Source organism: Arthrobacter zhangbolii (genome assembly GCF_022869865.1).
Taxonomy (GTDB): domain Bacteria; phylum Actinomycetota; class Actinomycetes; order Actinomycetales; family Micrococcaceae; genus Arthrobacter_B; species Arthrobacter_B zhangbolii.
Genome location: NZ_CP094984.1, coordinates 1915863 through 1936847 on the forward strand (window position 1 = coordinate 1915863; position 20985 = coordinate 1936847).

A 20985-nucleotide genomic window follows, 5' to 3' on the forward strand; every position below is an offset into this window, starting at 1 on the left:
GTCTGCCCTGCCCGGAAGGGAGGTAGATTAGCTCCCGTGTCCGCCAAGAGAACCGAACGCCTGCTGAACCTGGTCATTGCCCTGCTCTCCACCCGCAGGGGCTTTACCAAGCACGAGCTGTTCGAAGAGATCGAACTGTATGCAGAGGCTTCCTCGCCGGAAGCACGGGAGAAGCTTTTCGACCGGGACAAGGCCTTCCTGCGCGAGCAGGGCATCCCCGTGGAGTCCTACAGCGAAGACCCCATGTTCGAGGACAACACCATCCAGCGCTACCGCATCCGGCAGGACGCGTACCGTCTGCCCGGCGTCCGCTTCACACCGGAGGAATCAGCGGTCCTGGGCCTGGCAGCGCGCATGTGGGACCAGGCCTCCCTGGGCTCCGCCGCCGCCCGTGCCCTGCGCAAACTCCAGGCCCGCGGCGTGCTGCCCGAAGACGCCGGCCGGATCCCGCTGCAGCCCACCATCCGCACCAATGACCCGCACTTCGACGAAATCTGGCAGGCCACCACGACACGCACTCCGGTCACCTTCGGTTACCGGCCGGCCGGGGCCGGAGAGCACTCACTGCGCCGCGTGCAGCCGTGGGGCATGGGCAGCCGCTTCGGCCACTGGTACCTGGCCGGTTATGACCTTGACCGCAACGCCGAGCGGATCTTCCGGCTCTCACGGATGGACGGACCCGTCCGGCTGCGGCCCGGCACCTACACCGTGCCCGCGGACTTTGACATGGATGCCTCCCTGGCCTCGCTCGACGGCGTGTTTCCCCCACGCCCGGCGGCCGTGGACGTGCGTCCCGGGTCCGGCGCCGCACTTCGCCTTGAGGCCCTGACCGTAACCGAAGGATCCGGGGGACGGGACCGGCTGCACCTGCGGGTCCGTGACCTTGATGCCCTCGCTGCCGACACGGCGGCGCTGGGAGCCGCCGCCGTCGCCGTCGAGCCGGCAGAGTACGTGGACCGCGTCCGGACCGCCCTGACGGCATCCCTTGAAGTCCAGGACAGACCGCTGCCGGCATTCGAGCTGCAGGTACCCGCGGCACCCGGGCACCGGCAGGCCTCCGGCGCCCAGGACCATCTCACCAGGCTGCTGGACCTGGTGCCCTATGTCCTGGCCAACCAGGGCGCGGATATGGCGGAAACCGCCGCCGTGTTCGGGGTGAGCAAGGAACAGCTGGCCAAGGACCTGAACCTGCTCTTTGTCAGCGGACCCCGGCATTACCCCAACGGCCTGATGGATGTCAGTTTCGATGATGACCGAATCTACATTGAGAACGCGGACGACCTGTCCGAGCCGGTACGTTTCGGGATGGACGAGGCAGCGGCACTGATCGTAGGACTGGACACGCTTTCCGCGCTTCCCGGAATCGGCTCCTCAGCGGCGGTCGCCAGTGCACTGGAGAAGCTTGCTGCGGCAGCGGGGGAGTCAGGCGGAGTCGGAACCGCCGTCGCCGCACGGCTGGACGACTCCGCGGCCGCGCCGGTCCTGGCCCAGCTCCAGCAGGCCATTGCCGGCGCCCGCCAGCTTGAACTGCGCTATCTGGTACCCAGCCGTGACGAGCTCACCGACCGCACGGTGGACCCGCGGCGCCTGTTCTCCGTGGACAACACCTGGTATCTGGAAGCCTGGTGCCACCGGGCCGAAGCAATGCGGCATTTCCGGCTGGACCGTATCCACGGCGTCCGGGACAGCGGGCCGGCCCTGACCCATGCCCCCGGAACGGATGCCGCCTTCCCGTCGAGCCTCTTCACGCCAGGGCCGCTGGACAGCCTGGTTGTGCTGGTGCTGGAGCCGTCAGCCCTGTGGGTGGCCGAAGCCTACGACGCCGAACGGCGCGCGGACCTTCCCGACGGCAGGACGGCAGTTGAATTGCGCACAGCCCATACCGACTGGATTCCGGCGTTCATTGCCCGGCTGGGCGGAGCCGCCGCCGTCGCATCACCGCCGGAGCTGCGATCAGCAACGCAGGCCTGGCTAAGGGAGGCCGCAGCGAACTATCCGCCCGCCTAGGAACCGTTGCGTTCCCGCACAGCAGACTCCACTATGCTGGGACTATGCCTTGGTGGTCCTGGATACTCATTTGGCTTGCCCTCGCGGCAGGCGCGGCGGCGTTCTACGCCCTGATCGGCTACCGGCTCTTCCAGCGGTTCCTCGGCATCCTGCGCGAGTTCGAGACCGCTTCAGCGAAACTGTCCTTCAGCGTCCCGGAGACGGTGTCCTCCACCGTCGTGGAGGAGGGCGGCGGCGGGATCTTCATGGAACCGGCAACGGCACGAACGTCCTACGAGGCCGGGAAGGCCGCGCGCCGCGACGCACGCCGGCAGCGGCGCATTGAACGCCGTACAGCCAAGGGACAGCCGCGCGCATGGCGCGATCTCCCGGATCTCTGACATAGAATTATTGCTCAACGAAAGGACCCCGCCATGAGGCTTGAAGGCTGGCAAATCATTGTCATTGTTGTACTGGCTATCCTGCTGTTCGGCGCCCCGAAACTTCCGGGCCTGGCAAGGAGCGTTGGTCAGTCCCTGCGCATCTTCAAGTCCGAGGTACGCCAGATGAAGGACGAAGACCCCAAACCCGCCACCGACCCGGTGGAGGGCCACGTGGTGAACCCTGAGCAGCAGGCACAGTCCCAGACGTTCTTCCCCGGTCAGACCCCGCCGTCCGGTACCCCCGGAAGTTCCCCGGATTCCGCGGGTAACCCGCCCGCCAGCCGCTAGCAGCCGTGGCGCTGCGTAAAGGGCGCAAATCCAACCCTGAGGGTCGGATGGCCCTCAAGGAGCACCTGCGGGAGCTCCGCAACCGCCTGGTCAAGGCCGCCGTCGCCGTGGTCCTGGGCACCGTGGGCGGGTTCTTCCTGTACCTGCCCGTCTTCGAAGCCCTGACCAGGCCCCTCATCGATGCGGGCAACAGCGACGGCCGCTTCACCACGATCAACTTTGAGGGTGTGGCTACCCCCTTTGACCAGATGATCCAGGTCTCGGTCTTTATCGGCCTGCTGGTCTCCAGCCCTGTCTGGCTCTACCAGGCATGGGCCTTTGTCACGCCGGGGCTAAAGACCAAGGAACGCCGGGCGGCCCTGGGGTTCCTCGCTGCCGCCGTCCCGCTGTTCCTGGCCGGTGTCGGCCTGGCCTGGCTCATCCTGCCCAACGCCGTGCGTGTGCTGACCGAGTTCACCCCCGAGGGCGGCTCCAACGTCATCACCGCCTCCGTCTACCTGGCCTTTGTGCTGCGGCTGCTGCTGGCCTTCGGCATCGCCTTCCTGATCCCTGTGTTCCTGGTGGGACTGAACCTTGCCGGCCTGCTCACAGGTAAAACCGTGCTGAAGTACTGGCGGATTACGGTGTTTGTGATCTGCCTGTTTGCGGCCATGGCAGCCCCCGGTGCAGACGCCCTGAGCATGTTCTACCTCGCCGCGCCGCTGCTGCTGCTGTTTGCCGTTGCCGTTGGCATCTGCCTGATCAATGACAAGCGCCGGATCCGCAGGCAGGCATCGAGGGAAGCCGCCGTGGCAGCGGACGTGAACACCGCCACGCCCGTACACGAGCTCTGAACCGGCCCCGTCCACGTTCGCCCACCGATGATATGGCGCAGTGCCGGGCACACAGAGCATAGGCTGGGTTTATGACGTCTCCTTCGGAGCGGTATCTCGCCGCAAAACAACGTTCCGAACATAACAAAACCTCCCTCGGAATCTTCGAGAAGTCGCTGGGCTTTGAACTCGATGCCTTCCAGTCGGAGGCGTGCCGTTCCCTGGAAGCCGGCCGCGGCGTCCTGGTGGCCGCTCCCACCGGGGCAGGAAAAACGGTGGTGGGGGAGTTTGCCGTCTACCTCGCCCTTGAAAAGGGTTTGAAGGCCTTCTACACCACTCCCATCAAGGCGCTGAGCAACCAGAAATACACGGAGCTGGCGGCCGCGTACGGCAGTGAACGCGTGGGGCTGCTCACCGGGGACACCAGTATCAATCCGGACGCCGACGTAGTGGTGATGACCACCGAAGTGCTGCGGAACATGCTCTATTCCGACTCCGATGCACTGATGGACCTTGGTTATGTGGTCATGGATGAAGTGCATTACCTGGCTGACCGGTTCCGCGGAGCGGTGTGGGAGGAAGTGATCATCCACCTTCCCTCCGATGTGCTGGTTGCCTCACTGAGCGCCACGGTTTCCAACGCCGAAGAGTTCGGGGCCTGGCTGGACACCGTGCGGGGAGACACCGACGTGGTGGTCTCCGAACACCGGCCGGTTCCGCTGTGGCAGCACGTCATGGTGGGCAGGGACATTTACGACCTGTTCGAATCCGATGTCTCGTTCGACGAAGCCGCCGGCGAACAGCCCGGCATCAAGGAGCGCTACCGGGTAAACCCTGAACTGGCCGAACTCGCGCGGGCCGAGTCCCGCGTGAACCAGCGCGGGCACTGGGGCGGCGCCCGGGGATCATCCCGCGGCGGGCGCAGCGACCGGCACCGCGGCAACCGTCCGGGCGGCCATGGAAACGGCGGTCCGCCGATCACCCGGATTCCGCGTGCATCCCGCCCGCAGGTCATTGCCCAGCTGGACCGCAACGGCCTGCTGCCGGCCATCACCTTTATTTTCTCCCGCAACGGCTGCGAGGGCGCCGTGCGACAGTGCGTCGACGCCGGTCTGTGGCTGACCACCGAGGAGGAACGCCGGGAAATAGCCCGGGTGGTGGATGAGGCTACCCAGGACATTCCGGAGGATGACCTGGAAGTGCTGGGCTTCTGGACCTGGCGCGAAGGCCTGGTCCGCGGATTCGCGGCCCACCATGCCGGCATGCTGCCCACCTTCAAGGAGGTGGTGGAACGTCTCTTCGCAGCCGGGCTGGTCCGTGCCGTTTTTGCCACCGAAACCCTGGCCCTGGGCATCAACATGCCGGCACGATCAGTGGTGCTGGAAAAGCTGGACAAGTTCAACGGCGAAGCCCACGTGGACATCACGGCAGGGGAGTACACCCAGCTCACCGGACGTGCCGGACGCCGCGGAATCGACGTCGAGGGCCATGCCGTGGTGCTGTGGCAGCCCGGAACCGATCCCGCTGCCGTTGCCGGCCTGGCATCCCGGCGGACTTACCCGCTGAACTCCAGCTTCCGGCCCACCTACAACATGAGCATCAACCTCATTGCCCAGTTCGGCCGGGAACGGGCACGCGAAATCCTTGAATCCTCCTTCGCCCAGTTCCAGGCCGACCGTTCAGTGGTGGGCCTGGCCAAACAGGTCCGTTCCCGTGAGGAATCACTGGCCGGGTACGAAAAGGCGATGACCTGCCATCTCGGGGACTTCACCGAGTACTCGGCGCTTCGCCGGGAACTCTCGGACCAGGAATCCGCAGCTTCCAAGTCCCGTGCCCGGAACAGGCGCAGCTCCGCCGCCGCATCGCTGGAGAACCTGCGTCCCGGCGACATCATCCTCATACCCGGCGGCCGCATCGGCGGCCACGCCGTGGTCCTGGACGTGGATGCCGCCGCACACGAGGTGCGTCCCTCGGTCCTGACGGAGGACAAGCAAATCAGGCGGATCAGCAGCATGGACCTGGACGGTCCTGCCGAGGCCGTCTCGCACATCCGGATCCCCAAATCCTTTAACTCCCGTTCCCCCAAGGACCGGCGTGATCTTGCCTCCTCACTGCGTAACGCGCTGCATGACCACCGGCCGCCGCGTCCTGCCGCTGCACGTGCCAATACGCTGCACACGTCCGGAACCGAACGGCAGGAGAAGGCCATTGCCGAGCTGCGCCGCAAGCTGCGTGCGCATCCCTGCCATGGCTGCAGCGAACGTGAAGACCATGCCCGCTGGGCTGAGCGCTGGTGGAAGCTTCGCCGCGAGACCGACAACCTGGTCGGCCAGATCCGTGGCCGGACCAACACGATTGCCAAAACCTTCGACCGGGTCTGCGACGTCCTCACCCGCTACGGCTATGTGGCGCCGGACGCCTCCGGTACGGACGCCGTCACACCGGCAGGCCAGAAGCTGCGGCGGATCTACGGCGAAAAGGACCTCCTGGTTGCCCTGGCACTGGAACAGGGTGCCTTCGATGACCTGGATGCTGCCGAGCTCGCCTGCCTTGCCACGGCACTGGTGTACCAGGCCAAGCGTGAGGAACGCGGCCTGCGGCCCAAGATGCCCAGTATCTCGCTGGAGGTCGCCGTGGACACCGTCATCCGGCAGTGGTCCGAGCTGACCGATATGGAAGAGGCATCCCGGCTGCCCGAGACCGGGGAACCGGAACTGGGGCTGGTCTGGCCAATGTACAAGTGGGTCAAGGGCAAGCACCTGCAGGTCGCCTTGAACGGCACCGAGCTGGCCGCCGGCGACTTTGTGCGCTGGGCCAAGCAGGTGATTGACCTGCTCGACCAGCTGGCCAAGGTGCCGGACCTGCCGCCGGGAATGCGCCGCCGCTTCCTTGACGCCATTGCCCTGGTGCGGCGCGGCGTCGTCGCCTACTCCAACGTGGGCTAACCACGTTCCGTACGTTTTACCGATAGTTCTACAGAAAACAGGTGAGTCCTTGAACGGCAGTCCCATCCAGAGCGCCCCCACCCTGACGCTCTACCGCAACGGCTCGGTCTACAGTGCCGCTGACCCTTTCGCCACCGCCATGCTCGTCGATGGCGACACCGTGGCCTGGGTGGGTTCCGAACACGCCGCCACCTCCATCCAGGACAGCAGGATGGAGGTGGTGGACCTGCACGGTGCGCTGGTGGCCCCGGGCTTCGTGGATGCACACGTCCACACCACCGAACTCGGCATGTCCCTGGAAACGCTGGACCTCAGCGGCTGCAGCTCCCTGGCGGACCTGCTCGGGCGGGTCAGCAGCTACGCGAAGGGGACCGCGGGACCGATCCTTGGTTCCGGATGGGATGAATCGTCCTGGCCCGAGCGCCGGGTCCCCACCGCCGCCGAACTGGATGCGGCCTCCGGCAACCGTCCGGTGTACCTCTCCCGCACCGATGTCCACTGCGCGGTGGTTTCCGGCACCCTTGCAGCCGACATGCAGCTCCACGAATATGACGGGTGGGACAACGGCTTTGTGGTGCGGGCCGCGCACGAAGCGGCCCGTACCGTCTCCCGCGCCATTGACCCGGACCAGCGTGCGGTCTTCCAGCAGGCAGCCCTGAGGCATGCCGCTTCCCGCGGCATAGTGGCCGTGACGGAAATGGCGGCCCCGCACATTGCGCCTCCCGAGGACCTGCGCCGGCTCCTCGGACTGGACGGCGCCCTTCCGGAGACTCCGCTGCCGCAGGTACTGCCGTACTGGGGCCAGCTGGTGGAAACGGAGGCGGAGGTAGCCGGGCTGCTGGACTTCTTTGAGGGCAGGCTGCTCGGTCTGGCAGGAGACCTGAACATAGACGGTTCCATCGGCGCCAGGACGGCAGCCCTGCGTGAGCCTTACACCGACGAACCCGGCGGCACCGGAACCCTGTACCTGACCCCGGAACAGGTAGGCCGGCATCTGGAGCTGATGACCCGGGCAGGGCTGCAGGGCGGCTTCCACGTCATTGGCGACGCGGGCATGGATGTTGCCCTGGCCGGGCTGCAGCTGGCAGCCGACGCGGTGGGTGAGGCAGCCATCCGTGCCGCCCACCACCGGCTCGAGCATGCCGAAATGACCGACGATGCGGCTATTGCCGGGCTCCTCCGCTTCGGAGTGGGCGTAAGCCTGCAACCGGGCTTTGACGCTGCCTGGGGCAACCCGGGCGGGCTGTACGAACAGCGGCTGGGGGAGAGGAGCCGGCAGATGAACCGGATGGCGTCGCTGCTCTCCTCCGGGGTCCCCGTGGCCCTGGGCTCGGACACACCCGTCCTGGCCGTGGATCCCTGGGCCGGGGTCCGGGCAGCCGTCTTCCACTCGAACCCCAAGGAACGGGTTTCCGCACGGGCCGCATTTATCGGACACACCCGGGCAGGCTGGCGGGCGGCAGGTGAGAGCAATTTCATGCTCGGCCAGCTGGCCCCGGGCGCGCCGGCGTCCTTTGCCGTCTGGGAGGTGCAGGAGCTTATGGTGCAAACCCCGGATGCCAACGTGTCGGCCTGGAGTACGGACCCGAGGGCCGGTACGCCGCTGCTCCCGGCGCTGGATACCGGTGATGAACCGCGCTGCCTGCAGACCGTTCATAACGGCATAGAGCTGTACCGCGCATCGGAACTCGCCGGGTAGCTGGCAGCCCGGCAAAAATGCCAACCAATCCATGCACCGCGGAATGCCGCTCTGACCTGCGACAATACGGAAAACCCCTAGTCAGCAGCCTTATTGACAGTTGAGGGTCAGCACGTAGGCTATGAGAACCGCAGTCGGGACCGTCCGTTTCGAAGGCGCACAGAGGCCTTGTCCGGCTACACCCGGCCGTCGTTTTTGTGCTGCTCAGATCGGCCGTGACCGTGCTGCAAGGGCCGCGATACAACGCGCCGGGGTTTCGCGTACGCCGCAGGCCGCCGGTCTCCGGGTCCAGTATTAGCGCACTCGGGTGGGTTCAACCGTCAGTAGAAAACAGGCCCGGCATTCAGCCGGTACTGGCCCGAAGACGGCTGAACCCGCCCGGATGTGTGCGCCTCCGCAGCTGCCGGCCGGAAGAACACCAACACGCACTCCCATATACTGGGTACTCTGCCGGGGGAGAGATCCCCGTGCCGGCCGCGAACAGCGGCGGCGTGCGTCCACGAAAGGCTTAGCGAGTGCGTGTCCTGACCATCATCCCTACTTACAACGAGATCGAGTCGCTGCCCAAAACGCTCACGCGTCTGCGGAACGCCGTCCCCGACTCGGATGTATTGATTGCGGACGATAACAGCCCGGATGGTACCGGCGCCTACGCAGACGAAATCGCCGCCAAGGACCCCCAGGTGCATGTGCTGCACCGCCGGGGCAAGGAAGGTCTTGGCGCTGCCTACATCGCCGGCTTCCGGTGGGGCCTGGAGCGCGGTTACGACATCCTTGTAGAGATGGATGCGGACGGTTCGCACCGTCCCGAAGAACTGCCGCGCCTGCTGGAGGCGTCCAAGGCCGGCTCGGACCTGGTGATCGGTTCGCGCTGGGTACCCGGTGGCTCCGTAGTGAACTGGCCGCTTCGCCGGAAGCTTCTCTCCCGGGCCGGGAGCACCTATTCCCGCCTGATGCTCGGCATCTCGGTGCGGGACATCACCGCGGGCTACCGCGCCTTCCGACGCGGCACCCTGGAGCAGCTGGACCTCGGAGCCGTTGAGTCCGTTGGCTACGGCTTCCAGGTGGATATGACGTTCCGGGTGGCCCGGATGGGGCTGCGGATTACCGAGGTGCCCATCACGTTTGTCGAGCGTGAATTCGGTGCCTCCAAGATGAGCGGCAACATTGTGTTCGAAGCCATCGCCAACGTCACCCGCTGGGGCCTGTCGGCACGCTGGAAGAAGCTCACCGGCCGCGGCTAGGATTCCGGGCACAAAAAAGCAGGGCGGCTGCCGTTACGGCAGCCGCCCTGCTTGTGTCTTCAGTGGCGCCGGGCCGAGGCCCGTGCGGATGCAGGAAGACTAGGCGCTGGTGCGCTCTCCGCGGCGTTCGCGCAGAAGCGTCAGGCGGTCCTGGAGGATCTGCTCGAGTTCCTCGATGCTGCGGCGTTCCAGCAACATGTCCCAGTGCGTACGCACCGGCTTGTCGTTGCTGGTGTCCGGCTTCTCACCGTCTACCAGAAGCGCTTCCTTGCCGGTCTTGGAAATCCAGACCGGGGGAATGTCCGCTTCGGCAGCGAAAGTTACGAAAACACGCTCGCCGTCCTCACAGCGGTATTCCACCCGCTGGCGGGGAGCCGGCTCTACGCCGGATTCTGTCTCCATGCTCTGCGCGCCCAGGCGCATACCCCGCAGGCTACGATCGCTCATCTTTTCTCCCTCATCAATACGCTGGATCCGCTGGCGGACCCTCTGTCATGCCGGTGCCGTCGCCCTGTCGTCCCCGGTAGGCATCCGGCCGGCCACCCCTGGCCGCCTGTTGTTGCACTTGGAACAACGCCGGCGACGCCGTCGCTGTTCCCGCGTCCTGCCGCGTTTAGCGGCTACTGCCCGGCAAACAGTCAATTATACCGGCTGCAGGCCGGCACCGGATACCACAGGGCGGTCTAGGCCTTCGGATCCGCGGACGGGCCGGTCCCGTTCTGCGCCGGCACATTGCCGTTCGCGGAATGCTGCTTGGGGTCGGGTACAAAGTCGCCCAGCGCACTGCCAACACCCTTCAGTGCCTCACCGAGTTCACTGGGAATGATCCACACCTTATTCGAGCTGCCTTCGGCGAGCTTGGGCAGGGTCTGCAGGTACTGGTAGGCGAGCAGCTTCTGGTCCGGGTTCCCCTTGTGGATGGCACCGAAAACCTTCGCAATGGCCTGGGCCTCGCCGTCGGCACGCAGGATTGCTGCCTTCGCGTCACCTTCAGCAGCAAGGATGGCCGCCTGCCGGCGTCCTTCGGCGGTCAGGATCTGCGATTGTTTGGAGCCCTCGGCCGTCAGGACGGTGGCGCGGCGTTCCCGCTCGGCACGCATCTGCTTTTCCATCGAATCCTGGATGGTCAGCGGGGGAGCGATGGTCTTCAGTTCCACCCGGGACACACGGATGCCCCAGCGGCCGGTGGCTTCATCCAGCACGCCGCGGAGCTGGCCGTTGATCTGGTCGCGGGACGTCAGCGCCTCTTCCAGGTTCAGGCCGCCCACCACGTTTCGCAGGGTGGTGATGGTCAGCTGCTCCACACCCTGGATGTAGTTGGCAATCTCATAGGTGGCTGCACGGGCATCGGTGACCTGGAAGTACACCACCGTGTCGATGGAGACAACCAGGCTGTCCTCGGTGATGACCTGCTGCGGCGGGAAGGACACCACCTGTTCGCGCAGGTCCAGCAGCGGCAGCATGCGGTCTACGAAAGGAATCAGGATGGTCAGGCCCGGGGTCAGGGTCCGCTGGTACTTGCCGAGGCGTTCCACTACTCCGGCCCGCGCCTGCGGAACGATCTTGACGGCCTTGACCAGGACCACCAGGACAAAAATCACCAGGACGGCTAGTACTACTATCAGGACGGCTGTTCCCGTTCCCATGTTCCCCCTCGGGTTTGCGCGGGATCCGCGGATCCTGCTCTGTTGTCTCCGGTGCGGCGGCGCCGTCCCGGCTGTAGTCTCAGCGTGCTTCGTTTTGGTTCGGAGCCGGATGCTCCGCGGGGCTGCCGCTGTGCGGCGCTTCCACGACGGCGGTGGCGCCGTCTATCCGGGCAACGCTGACCTGCACGCCGGCCGGCAGCACGGTGGAATCGGCGCTGCGTGCAGACCAGGTCTCTCCGCCGAGCTTGACCGTTCCCGCCGTGCCGGACACGGGCTCCAGGGTCAGTGCGGGAGCACCCAGCAGCCGGTCGATGTTCGACAGCTGGTCCTTGGTGCTGTGCCTCAGGTGCTTCAGGGCCAGCGGCCGCACCACGCCGATCATCAGCACCGAGACCAGCGCGAAGATCACCACCTGCAGGAAAAGCGGTGCGGCGAAGAGGGAGGCGATCATGGCCGCCAGCGCACCGACTGACAACATCCCGAAGAACAGGTCCAGGGTGAGTGCTTCAACAGCTGCAAAGCCCAGGAAGAGCACCAGCCAGAGCGCCCAGCCGTAGCTGAGCATCCATTCGAAAACGTCCTGCATCGTGTGATCCCCTCGGTTCCCCGGTCCGCCGCCTGTGGTGCTGATGTTGGGCGCCGGTCTCCGGTATCTTGCGGGCGTATGCGTTCATTCTGCCTGAATTTCCGCCGCAGACCTAGGGCCCGGGGCACCGGATGGATAACGTTTGTAAAGGCGTGCCTATTCCGCCCGGAACAGCTGCAGGGTGAACGAGGCGGTCACCTGCATCGGATCCGGCAGTGTTGCAACCGCAGCGCGGAGGGCTGCCTCGTCCAGATGCCGGGCCGAAGGGCCCATGAGTGCCACGTTCCGAATATCGGAGGAAGAAAGCTGCATCGGATACGTGCAGGTGCCGGTATACACGGGGGTGAATCCCGGCGCGACGGCCGCAGCGACATCGCCTTCCTTGTTGCCGGCGATATCCAGCATCCCGGCCGCACCGCGGATTTCCTGCAGATGCTCGGGGCGGGGCGTCACCACAGCCAGGAGCCCGCCCGGCGTAAGCACCCGACGGAATTCGGCGGGGTTCCGCGGGGCGAAGACATTGAGCACCACGTCCACCGACGCGTCCGGCAGCGGCAGCCGCCGCCACACATCCCAGGCTAGGCAGTACGTGCCGGGCAGCGCGCGGGCTGCCCGCCGCAGCGCGTACTTGGAGATATCCAGTGCCACCGCTGTTGCGGAGGGAAGGGCCGCGAGCACCTCAGCAAGGTAGTAGCCGGTGCCTGCGCCGGCGTCGAGCACCACTGCCTGTCCCGGCGCCGATTCCGCGGCCAGCCGGGCGAGTTCGGCTGCCAGCGGACGGTAATGCCCGGCGGCCAGGAAATCGGTGCGGGCTGCCACCATAGCGGCGGTATCGGCCTGGAATTTCGTGCCGCTGCCGGTGAGCAGATTGAAATACCCCTGCTTCGCGGCGTCGTACCGGTGTCCGGCAGGGCAGGTCAGTGTTGTGCGGGCAGAATCCGGTTCGAGCCTGCCGCCGCAGACCGGGCAGGCGAGGGGCGGCAGGGGAGGCATATGTCCATCCTAAGGCGGCAGTTGGCCGGGAAGCCGGTGATGATTAGGCTTCGAAGCGTGAATCCATGTGACCTGCCTCTCCTCAATTCCCTTTCCGCCCCCGCCGTGCATCCCGACGCCCTGCACTGCGTCGTGTCGGTGACCCGCCCCGATTTTGCCTCCGACGCCTACACCGGACAGTTGTGGCGGGTTCCCATGGCAGGGGCCGGCCAGCCCCGCCGGCTCACCCGCGGCTTCCGGGACACCATGCCAAAGTACAGTCCCGACGGCGCCTCCCTCGGCTTCCTGCGCGCCGGGGCGGGGGAGCCGCCCCAGTTGTTTGTGCTGGGTGCCGGCAGCGGCGAACCCGTCCGGGTCACGGATGCGAAGCTGGGCGTAAGCTGGTTCTCCTTCTCGCCGGACGGGCAGCAGGTGGTTTTCTCCGCGCGTGTGCCCGAGGAAGGCCGGTACGGCACCGTCAAGGGCGTTCCCGCCGCTGCAGAGGACCCCCGCCTGATCACCACGCTGAAGTACCGGATGAACGGGACGGGATACACGGGGGACAAACCCACGCAGGTTTTCCTGCTGGACCTGCCGGACCTGGATGCCGAGCCGTATGTTGAACCCCGGGGACGCGCGGCGGCCGGACCCGAGGCCCGCCCGGATTCCGGCGGCGTACCTGCGGCTCGGCAGCTCACCACTGCACCGGCCGATCACCTGCAGCCGGTTTTCTCCGCAGACGGGACCCGCATCCTCTACACCCGGGAGCAGGATGACACCACGCTGGTCAGCGACGTTTACAGCATCACGACCGACGGTACCGGGCTGCGCAAGCTGACCAACCCGGGCGGCCGGACGCCGTTGTCCGTTTCGGATCCGGTGGAAAGCACCAACGGGGCCTGGCTGTTCTACCTCGGCCAGGAGCTCGCGGAAAGCGGCACGGACTTCGTGGCGCGCAATACTGCCCTGTATGCCGCGCCGACCGCAGATCCGGCCGCCGTCCGGAGGCTCACGGATCCGGAACACACGGACCTTGCCGAAGGCACCGTCCTTGCCCACCGCGGCGCCGAGGCACTGGTCTTCAACCGGCACCGCGGCACGGGTGAACTCCTGTCCGTGGATCCGCGGGGTGGTGTTCAGACGCTGGTCTCGGGGCCCCGGGTGGTTACCGCCGCCGGGTCCGCGGACGGCACCGTGGTGGTGAGCTACACGGACACGGGCACTGCAGGGGACCTCGCCGTCGTCGAGGAAGGCGGCCTGCGGAGCGTCACGGATTTCTCCGCCGCCCTGCGGGAAAAGTGCCCGGTATCAGCACCCGTGGAAGAGACGCATTCCTCCGCGGACGGCTATCCGGTCCACGGCTGGCTGGCACTGCCCGACGGCCCCGGCCCGCATCCGGTGCTGCTCAACATCCACGGGGGCCCCTTTGCCCAGTACGGCTGGGGATACTTCGATGAGACCCGGATCTACACCCGCGCAGGCTATGCGGTGCTCATGTGCAATCCGCGCGGATCCGCCGGATACGGGCAGGAACACGGCAGGGCCATCAAGGGCGCCATGGGAACCCATGACCTCGCCGATGTCCTGGCGTATGTTGACGGCGCCCTGGCCACCCACCCCGAACTGGACAGCAGCCGGCTGGGAATCATGGGGGGATCCTACGGCGGATACCTCACCGCGTGGACTATTGCCCACGATCACCGGTTCACGGCTGCCGTGGTGGAACGCGGCTTCCTGGACCCGCTCTCCTTCGTCGGGTCCGCCGACATTGGCTGGTTCTTCAGTGCCGGGTACACCGGCACTGACCAGGCCGGCGTGCTGGCTCAGAGCCCGATGGCGTGTGTGGAGTCCGTCCGGACACCCACCTTTGTGGTGCATTCCGAAGATGACCTGCGCTGCCCGGTGGAGCAGGCCCAGCGCTATTACACTGCCCTGAAACTCGGGGGCGTGCCCACGCAGATGCTGCTTTTCCCGGGGGAGAACCACGAACTCTCACGCAGCGGCACGCCATGGCACCGCCGGCAGCGCTTCGAGCACCTGCTGAACTGGTGGGCGCGATGGCTTCCGACCGCGCAGAACCCCGCTCCGGACGAAGCCCGGGAAACGGAGGCCGCCCCTGTTTAGGGGCTAGAACCCAAGCACGTGCCGGGCCTCGCCGATATCCGGCGAGGCCCAGCGCCGGGCATATTCGGTATTGCTGCACAGGGAGCGGGTCAGCATCCGGTCCACATACACGGTTCCGTAGAGGTGGTCCGTTTCATGCTGGACAATACGGGCCTGCCATCCGCTGAACCGCTCCATGTGCTGCCGGGACTGCGCGTCGGTGTAATCCAGCACCACGGACGCGTGCCGGCGGACCACCCCCTGGTATCCCTCAAAGGACAGGCACCCTTCATAAAACTCGGCGGACTGCTCGCCGTCGGCCTCATAACGGGGATTGATGATGGTGAAAAAGGGCAGGGGAGACCGTTCCCGGACCGCCGCCACTTCAGCGCCCACCTCGAAGGTGTCTTCAAGCACCGCGATCTGCAGCGGGATACCCAGCTGCGGTGCCGCGAGCCCCACGCCGGGGGCAGCATGCATCACCCTGCGCATAAGGCTGATCAGGGCCTGCAGTTCGGCAGCGTCCAGTTCGCCGTCGAAGGGCAGGGCAGTACGCCGGAGGGCAGGGTGCCCGAGCTGGACAATCGGCACAAGATCCTGCTCCAGCATGGGAAGAACCAGGTCGCGCAGCAGGGCAGTGGAATCGGTGGGCACCGCTTTATCCTAGTGCCCTCCACGCTGTTGTTGTGCGTGCGTGAAGCGTACCCTCGGCTGGACCATGACAGAGCAGCAGCCCTATACCGTCCTGGGCCAATACCCCGGCTTCGAACTGCGCCACTACCCGGCGCACGTCCTGGCCCAGGTGACGGTAAATGCCGGGTTTGAAGGCGCCGGCAACACCGGGTTCAGACATCTGTTTGCCTACATCAGCGGGCAGAACTCCTCCCGGTCTGTGCTGGAGCCGGATCCCCCCGGGGAGGTGCGGTTCGCGGAAACTCTGGCCATGACGGCGCCGGTGCTGCTTGAGCCGAGCCCTGTCCCCGGCGCCTACAGCGTGGCTTTTGTCCTTCCAGCCGATCTGACCGCCCCTACCGCACCGGTGCCGGCGGATCCGGCGGTCAGCATTGTCCCGGTCCCGGGCCGGACCGGCGCAGCCGCTTCCTTTGGCGGGAGGTGGAGCGAGGCCAATTTCCAGGGCCACCTGGCCGGCCTGCTCGGGGCCGTCTCCGCAGAGGGTTTCACGCCGCTGGGCAGTCCGCGCTTCGCCCGGTTCGATCCGCCGTACCGGCCGTGGTTCCTGCGCCGCAATGAAGTCATCCAGGACGTGGAGGGGCCGGGGGACTGACGGCGGGGCAGGTTCCGGCCATGCTCTCAGTCCGCCGGGGGAACGAACCCGAGCGGCAGGAGATCGCGGGCCTCAACGCTTACCGGGCCCTCCGGTGCCGGCACAACAACGCGGATGCCGGGATAGTAATCGCTGAGCACCTGCCGGTCGCGGCCGCAGGGGCTCTGCACGCCGCGGCCGTGGTTGCCGACGGCCACAATATGGGTTGGCTGCCCCGCTCCGGCGGCCCGGGCTGCTGCCAGGGCAACAAGTTCCGCACAGGGACCTCCGGTGAAGTGATAGAGGTTCACGCCCGCATACGCCCCGCCGTCGGCTGTCCGGACCGCTGCACCCACGGTGTGGATGCCGTCCTCGTCCGGGCCGGCATCGGTGGCTGCGTCGATGGTCCGGCGGGCAAGTTCCACCAGGGCGTGGTCTGCCGGGCCAAGCTGCCGGGCTGAGGCGGGAAGCGTGATGCTCATCCGGAAATCCTAGACGCGAAGGGGGTGGCACCCTGCAGGCGGCGGGGCGTTTCGGGCAGCAAAAAACCGGGCCCCGCCTTACGGACGGAACCCGGCTGGTCCAAGCGGGGAGTGCTTAGCCTTCGCAGTCCAGGCAGTAGGCCTCGCCGTTCTTCTTTTCGCGGGCAATCTGCGAACGGTGGCGGACGAGGAAGCAGGACATGCAGGTGAATTCGTCAGCCTGCGGGGGAACAACCTTGATCAGGAGTTCCTCGCCGGACAGGTCCGCACCCGGAAGGTCAAAACCGTCGATCGCGTCCGACTCTTCGACATCAATGACGGCAGTCATCGCTCCGCCGCGCTGCTGAGCTTTCAGTCCCTCCAGGGAGTCTGTCGGCTGGTCTTCTTCCTTGACGCGCGGGGCATCGTAATCGGTAGCCATTTTGTTGTGTTTATCTCCTGATTTGGGGGGGGTTTGAGCGTAGATCATATAGGCAATCAAAGTCGCTGCACCAAACCGTACAGCGACGGCGGGCCCGTCATGGCGAAATATAGCGTCAAAGTGACCAACATCCCGTTTGTTGGACCGGACCGGCATGCCGTGCGGGTTCAGGGCTCGGCCGCCGCCGGTGCCAGGGCAGCCGGGGGAGGCAACGGCAGCCACAGGCGTCACTGCGCGGTTATGTCAACCTGCCCGGATACCTCTGCCAGCCTGCGGGGGACGTTATGTCAACTCATTCACCGGTGCGCTGCGGGCCGCCCGGCGACGGGAATCTGCGTGACCAGGTCAGCCGTTTTCCGGGATTCGGACGCCTGCGCGGCGCACCCGGCGATCTAGGCGGCAACACCGCAGAACTGAGGCACAGCCGGCCGCGCGCCGAAAAAACACTCAAATCGGTGAAAAATCCGGGGGATCAGGCACAGAAGGAGTTATATGTACCAGAGGCAGAATACGGACAGTAAAGCTCCTTCCGCGAACCCCGGATAAACGCCGATAATCCACATTATGTCAACTAGCGTATTGGAAGAGGTCCCCCGACCCGTGCGGGAGCACCTGTGGATGGCCATCGGGCTACAGTAGGCTTCCGCTAATTGTCCGGCTTCCCGGAAGGTGCATCAATGAGCAGGCATGGCTGGCTTTCCGTGGTGGCGGCACGCAGCGCCGCTGTGCTGGCTGCCGTGCTCGCCCTGGCTGCTTGCGGCACCGGCGGAGCGGACAGCCCCGACGGACGCCCGGACCGCTGGACGGTGAGCGCTTCCGACCCCGGAACCGGTTTATATGAGCAGTGCCTGGAGGATCCGTTGGTTGAGGAATCATACGTGTCCGCCGATTACCCCGCCTCGCATCTTGGTATCTCCCTCGCGGGCGCCGCCACCGATGAGGACGCCCAGCGGGTTGCCGAGTGCCTGCGGCAGGCCCTGCCATCCGCGAAGGTTTCGGTCATGGGCCCGCAAACCGGCAGCTGAGTCCGGATAAAGCAGATAACCCCGGCGTATGTCCGCCAACAGCCCACACCGCCGAACTCCCGGATCCGATCAAACCCCGCCCACTCCCCTGCCGTTCCGGCCTGCCGTTCTGGCCGCCCCGGCCCCCCGGATGTCCGCCTCCGTCAGGCCCGTCTGGCGGTTACGAGCAGATATTCCCAGTCCATGGTCATGCCGCCCGCCTGCGTGCTGTACCTCTTCACCAGAGCCAGCAGTTCCGCATCCAGGGCGCTGCCCCGCTCCGGCGCCGACGCCAGGGACGCGTAAACCGCCATGACCGGTCCGTAGTGTGCCTTCAGGAACACCAGGAAGTCCTTCGGCGTCGAAAACCGGTCAATAAGCAGGGTGCTGCGCTCCGCACGGAATTCCCGCACCCGGCCTTCCAACAGGGACTCCACATGCTCCCGGTTTCCCCACAGGGGCGGAGACTGCGTTCCGGGCGGCGGTGGCGGTGAGTACGGCTTCATGGCGGCGAACATGCTGCCGATAAAGCCTTCGGGCGTCCAGCTGATGATCCCGAGGCCTCCCCCGGGCCGGCAGACGCGAACCAGTTCAGCGGCAGCCAGTCGATGGTGCGGGGCATACATCACCCCCACGCAGGAAACCACCGCATCAAAGGACGCGTCGGCATAGGGCAGATCCTCGGCGTCGGCCACAGACCAGGTCAGCCGGACGGACCGGGCCAGCGCCAGGCGTTTGCCGGCATTCAGTAAATCCGGTGCCAGGTCCGACGCCGTAACGTCCGCTCCCGTTTCGGCAGCCGCGATGGCCGCGTTTCCGGTCCCTGCGGCAATGTCCAGGACCCGGTCGCCGGCACTGACCCCGGCGGCCCGAACCAGGGCCGGTCCCAGAGGCTCAACGGTTTGCGCGGCCACGGCCGCATAGTCCCCCATCGACCAGATGGCCCGCAGACGGTCCTTGATCTCCCTGTCCGCACCGGCGTCGTCCGGAAATGTGGCCATATCCTCACGTCCTTGGAAAATGCTCCCGGGTCCGGTCAGGCCCGGCTCCCGGGTCCGGTCAGGCCCGGCTCCCGGGTCCGGTCAGGCCCGGCTCCCGGGTCCGGTTAGGCCCGGCTCCCGGGAAATGCGGGCCGGGAGGGGCTGCTGTGTGCGGCGCAGCTGCGGGCATGGGCACACTCTAGAACTCCGCAGCGTCCCCGGGAAGCCCGGGACAGGCACCGGGACAGGAGCCGGGAAGGAACCGGGGATCCTGCGGAGAAGCCGTCACCAACTCCGAACGCGGCCGCACCGCGGGCAGAGTAGAGTCCAACCAGACCATTTCCACGGGCACCGCGCACCCGCGCCCCACCAAAGGACCACCTTGACCACAGCCCCGCAGCCCTTCCCCTCCGACGCCGATCCCATGACGGATCCCCACTGGTGGCGGCAAGCCGCCGTCTATCAGGTGTATCCGCGCAGTTTCGCGGATACCAACGGCGACGGCCTGGGCGACCTGCAGGGGGTCACCGCCAAGGTTCCCTACCTCTCCGCACTCGGGATCAACGCCGTCTGGCTGAGCCCCTTCTATCCCTCCGCCCTTGCGGACGGCGGATACGACGTCGACGATTACCGGGACGTCGATCCGCGCCTGGGCAGCCTGGCAGATTTCGATACGATGGCCGCCGCCCTGCATAACGCCGGAATCAAACTCATCGTCGACATCGTCCCCAACCATTCCTCCAACCGGCACACCTGGTTCCGTGAAGCGCTGGACTCTCCCCCGGGTTCCGCGGCCCGTGAGCGGTACATCTTCCGGGACGGCACGGGCCCGGACGGCAGTGAACCGCCGTCGGACTGGCAGTCGGTCTTCGGCGGCAGCGCCTGGGAGCAGGTGCCGGACGGACAGTGGTATCTGCACCTGTTCGCCCCGGAACAGCCGGACTTCAACTGGGAGAACCGGGAGGTCCGGGACGAATTCCTGGCGACCCTGCGGTTCTGGTCCGACCGCGGCGTGGACGGCTTCCGGATCGACGTGGCCCATGCCCTGGCCAAGGATCTGAGCGAACCGCTGCCCTCACAAGCCGAACTCATAGCGGAAGGTGAGGGCACCGACGGCGGGCACCCGTTCTGGGACCGGGACGAGGTGCACGAGATCTACGCCGAATGGCGCACCCTTTTTAATGAGTACACGCCTCCGCGCACGGCGGTGGCCGAGGCCTGGGTCCACGCTTCCCGCCGCGGACGCTACGCGAGCCCCGAGGGCCTGGGCCAGGCCTTCAACTTCGACCTGCTGCAGGCCGATTTCGACTCCGCCCGCTTCCGTTCGGTCATCACGGCAAATCTGGAGCAGGCAGCTGCCACCGGCGCTTCCTCCACGTGGGTGCTCTCCAACCACGACGTGGTCAGGCATGCCACGCGGTACGGGCTGCCGCCCGCACCGGAGGACAGCGGGAAGGGGCAGGACGGCAAGGCCTGGGTGTTCGCCGGAGGACCCGAGGACCAGCTGGACCGCACGGCCGGCCTGCGCCGTGCCCGGGCAGCCACCTTGCTGATGCTGGCGCTGCCCGGTTCGGCCTATCTCTACCAGGGTGAGGAACTGGGTCTTCACGAGGTAGCCGGCATTCCGGATGCCGACCGGCAGGATCCGACGTTCTTCCGCAATGCCGGCGTGGAAAAGGGCAGGGACGGCTGCCGTGTGCCGCTGCCGTGGACCACGGACGGGCCGTCCTTCGGATTCAGCACCGTCCCGGCCCATCTGCCCCAGCCGAAGGAGTACGGGCCGGCGGCCGTGACGGTTCAGGATGCCGACACGGAATCCACCTTGAACTTCTACCGGCGTGCTTTGGAACTCCGGGACAAGCAGCAGTGCGCGGAGGAACTGGCCTGGCTGCCCAGCGCGGATTCGGTGCTGCACTTCGAGCGTCCCGGCGGCTGGCAGAGCATTACCAACTTCGGGCATACTGCTGTCGCTCTGCCCGCCGGGACCGTACTGCATACCAGCGCGCCGCTGCAGGACGGGATGCTGCCGCCCGACACGACCGCCTGGCTGGGCTGAGCGGACCGCTGACTCCCCCCGGCGACCTGGTCGAGGCGGCGGGCGGCCCTGTTG

At 66.5% G+C, this 20985-nt stretch carries 19 protein-coding genes; 11 read left to right on the top strand and 8 right to left on the bottom strand.

The window, feature by feature from the left end; genetic code table 11:
- The first annotated feature begins 36 nt into the window (after positions 1-36).
- The 7 genes from MUK71_RS08865 to MUK71_RS08895 all read left to right on the top strand — a co-directional run bounded on the left by MUK71_RS08865 (position 37) and on the right by MUK71_RS08895 (position 9417).
- The gene (locus MUK71_RS08865) at positions 37-2007 is read left to right on the top strand and encodes a helix-turn-helix transcriptional regulator (protein WP_227927795.1); all 1971 of its coding nucleotides are present in this window, start codon (positions 37-39) and stop codon (positions 2005-2007) included.
- A gap of 44 nt (positions 2008-2051) precedes the next feature.
- Positions 2052-2387 carry a hypothetical protein gene (locus MUK71_RS08870; protein ID WP_227901847.1) on the top strand — a complete coding sequence of 112 codons (336 nt, stop codon included), beginning with the start codon at positions 2052-2054 and terminating at the stop codon, positions 2385-2387.
- 33 nt (positions 2388-2420) lie between these two features.
- A complete protein-coding gene (gene tatA / locus MUK71_RS08875; protein WP_227901846.1) occupies positions 2421-2717 on the top strand; it encodes a Sec-independent protein translocase subunit TatA in 297 nt (98 codons plus the stop codon).
- Between the two features lie 47 nt (positions 2718-2764).
- On the top strand, positions 2765-3550 hold the full coding sequence (tatC, locus tag MUK71_RS08880) for a twin-arginine translocase subunit TatC (RefSeq protein WP_227901845.1): 786 nt from the start codon (positions 2765-2767) through the stop codon (positions 3548-3550).
- A 71-nt stretch (positions 3551-3621) separates the two neighbouring features.
- Positions 3622-6474, top strand: coding sequence for a DEAD/DEAH box helicase (locus MUK71_RS08885; RefSeq protein WP_227927794.1), 2853 nt, complete (start codon positions 3622-3624; stop codon positions 6472-6474).
- 49 nt (positions 6475-6523) lie between these two features.
- Positions 6524-8173, top strand: a complete 1650-nt coding sequence (locus MUK71_RS08890) for an amidohydrolase (protein ID WP_227927793.1) — start codon at positions 6524-6526, stop codon at positions 8171-8173.
- A gap of 515 nt (positions 8174-8688) precedes the next feature.
- Positions 8689-9417: a polyprenol monophosphomannose synthase gene (locus tag MUK71_RS08895; protein ID WP_227901842.1), complete on the top strand. Its 729-nt coding sequence runs from the start codon at positions 8689-8691 to the stop codon at positions 9415-9417.
- A gap of 99 nt (positions 9418-9516) precedes the next feature.
- Here the strand turns inward: MUK71_RS08895 and MUK71_RS08900 are convergent, their stop codons facing one another.
- The 4 genes from MUK71_RS08900 to MUK71_RS08915 form a co-directional block, all read right to left on the bottom strand.
- Positions 9517-9864: an RNA polymerase-binding protein RbpA gene (locus MUK71_RS08900; protein WP_227901841.1), complete on the bottom strand. Its 348-nt coding sequence runs from the start codon at positions 9862-9864 to the stop codon at positions 9517-9519.
- A 236-nt stretch (positions 9865-10100) separates the two neighbouring features.
- Positions 10101-11063 carry an SPFH domain-containing protein gene (locus tag MUK71_RS08905; protein ID WP_227901840.1) on the bottom strand — a complete coding sequence of 321 codons (963 nt, stop codon included), beginning with the start codon at positions 11061-11063 and terminating at the stop codon, positions 10101-10103.
- Positions 11064-11142: 79 nt separating this feature from the next.
- Positions 11143-11649 carry an NfeD family protein gene (locus tag MUK71_RS08910; RefSeq protein ID WP_227901839.1) on the bottom strand — a complete coding sequence of 169 codons (507 nt, stop codon included), beginning with the start codon at positions 11647-11649 and terminating at the stop codon, positions 11143-11145.
- 156 nt (positions 11650-11805) lie between these two features.
- Complete coding sequence (locus MUK71_RS08915) at positions 11806-12642, bottom strand: methyltransferase domain-containing protein (RefSeq protein WP_227901838.1); 837 nt, start codon at positions 12640-12642, stop codon at positions 11806-11808.
- Between the two features lie 57 nt (positions 12643-12699).
- Here MUK71_RS08915 and MUK71_RS08920 point away from each other — a divergent pair, with 57 nt between their 5' ends.
- The gene (locus MUK71_RS08920) at positions 12700-14745 is read left to right on the top strand and encodes a S9 family peptidase (RefSeq protein WP_227927792.1); all 2046 of its coding nucleotides are present in this window, start codon (positions 12700-12702) and stop codon (positions 14743-14745) included.
- A gap of 3 nt (positions 14746-14748) precedes the next feature.
- Here the strand turns inward: MUK71_RS08920 and MUK71_RS08925 are convergent, their stop codons facing one another.
- A complete protein-coding gene (locus MUK71_RS08925; protein WP_341482010.1) occupies positions 14749-15378 on the bottom strand; it encodes a peptide deformylase in 630 nt (209 codons plus the stop codon).
- Between the two features lie 64 nt (positions 15379-15442).
- On the opposite strand from MUK71_RS08925, the gene MUK71_RS08930 reads away from it, so the two are divergent.
- Positions 15443-16009 (top strand): SOUL family heme-binding protein, encoded by a 567-nt coding sequence (locus MUK71_RS08930; protein WP_227927791.1) that lies wholly within the window; start codon positions 15443-15445, stop codon positions 16007-16009.
- A gap of 26 nt (positions 16010-16035) precedes the next feature.
- On the opposite strand, the gene MUK71_RS08935 is transcribed toward MUK71_RS08930, so the two are convergent.
- Positions 16036-16470 (bottom strand): cytidine/deoxycytidylate deaminase family protein, encoded by a 435-nt coding sequence (locus tag MUK71_RS08935; protein WP_227927790.1) that lies wholly within the window; start codon positions 16468-16470, stop codon positions 16036-16038.
- A 115-nt stretch (positions 16471-16585) separates the two neighbouring features.
- Complete coding sequence (locus MUK71_RS08940) at positions 16586-16891, bottom strand: DUF4193 domain-containing protein (protein WP_227901834.1); 306 nt, start codon at positions 16889-16891, stop codon at positions 16586-16588.
- 677 nt (positions 16892-17568) lie between these two features.
- On the opposite strand from MUK71_RS08940, the gene MUK71_RS08945 reads away from it, so the two are divergent.
- Positions 17569-17916 carry a hypothetical protein gene (locus MUK71_RS08945; protein ID WP_227927788.1) on the top strand — a complete coding sequence of 116 codons (348 nt, stop codon included), beginning with the start codon at positions 17569-17571 and terminating at the stop codon, positions 17914-17916.
- A gap of 143 nt (positions 17917-18059) precedes the next feature.
- Here MUK71_RS08945 and MUK71_RS08950 read toward each other — a convergent pair whose 3' ends face one another.
- A complete protein-coding gene (locus tag MUK71_RS08950; RefSeq protein ID WP_227901832.1) occupies positions 18060-18896 on the bottom strand; it encodes a class I SAM-dependent methyltransferase in 837 nt (278 codons plus the stop codon).
- Between the two features lie 403 nt (positions 18897-19299).
- Between MUK71_RS08950 and MUK71_RS08955 the strand changes: the two genes are divergently transcribed.
- Entirely contained in the window at positions 19300-20931 is a 1632-nt protein-coding gene (locus tag MUK71_RS08955) for a glycoside hydrolase family 13 protein (protein WP_227928077.1), read from the top strand.
- The last annotated feature ends 54 nt before the right edge of the window (positions 20932-20985 follow it).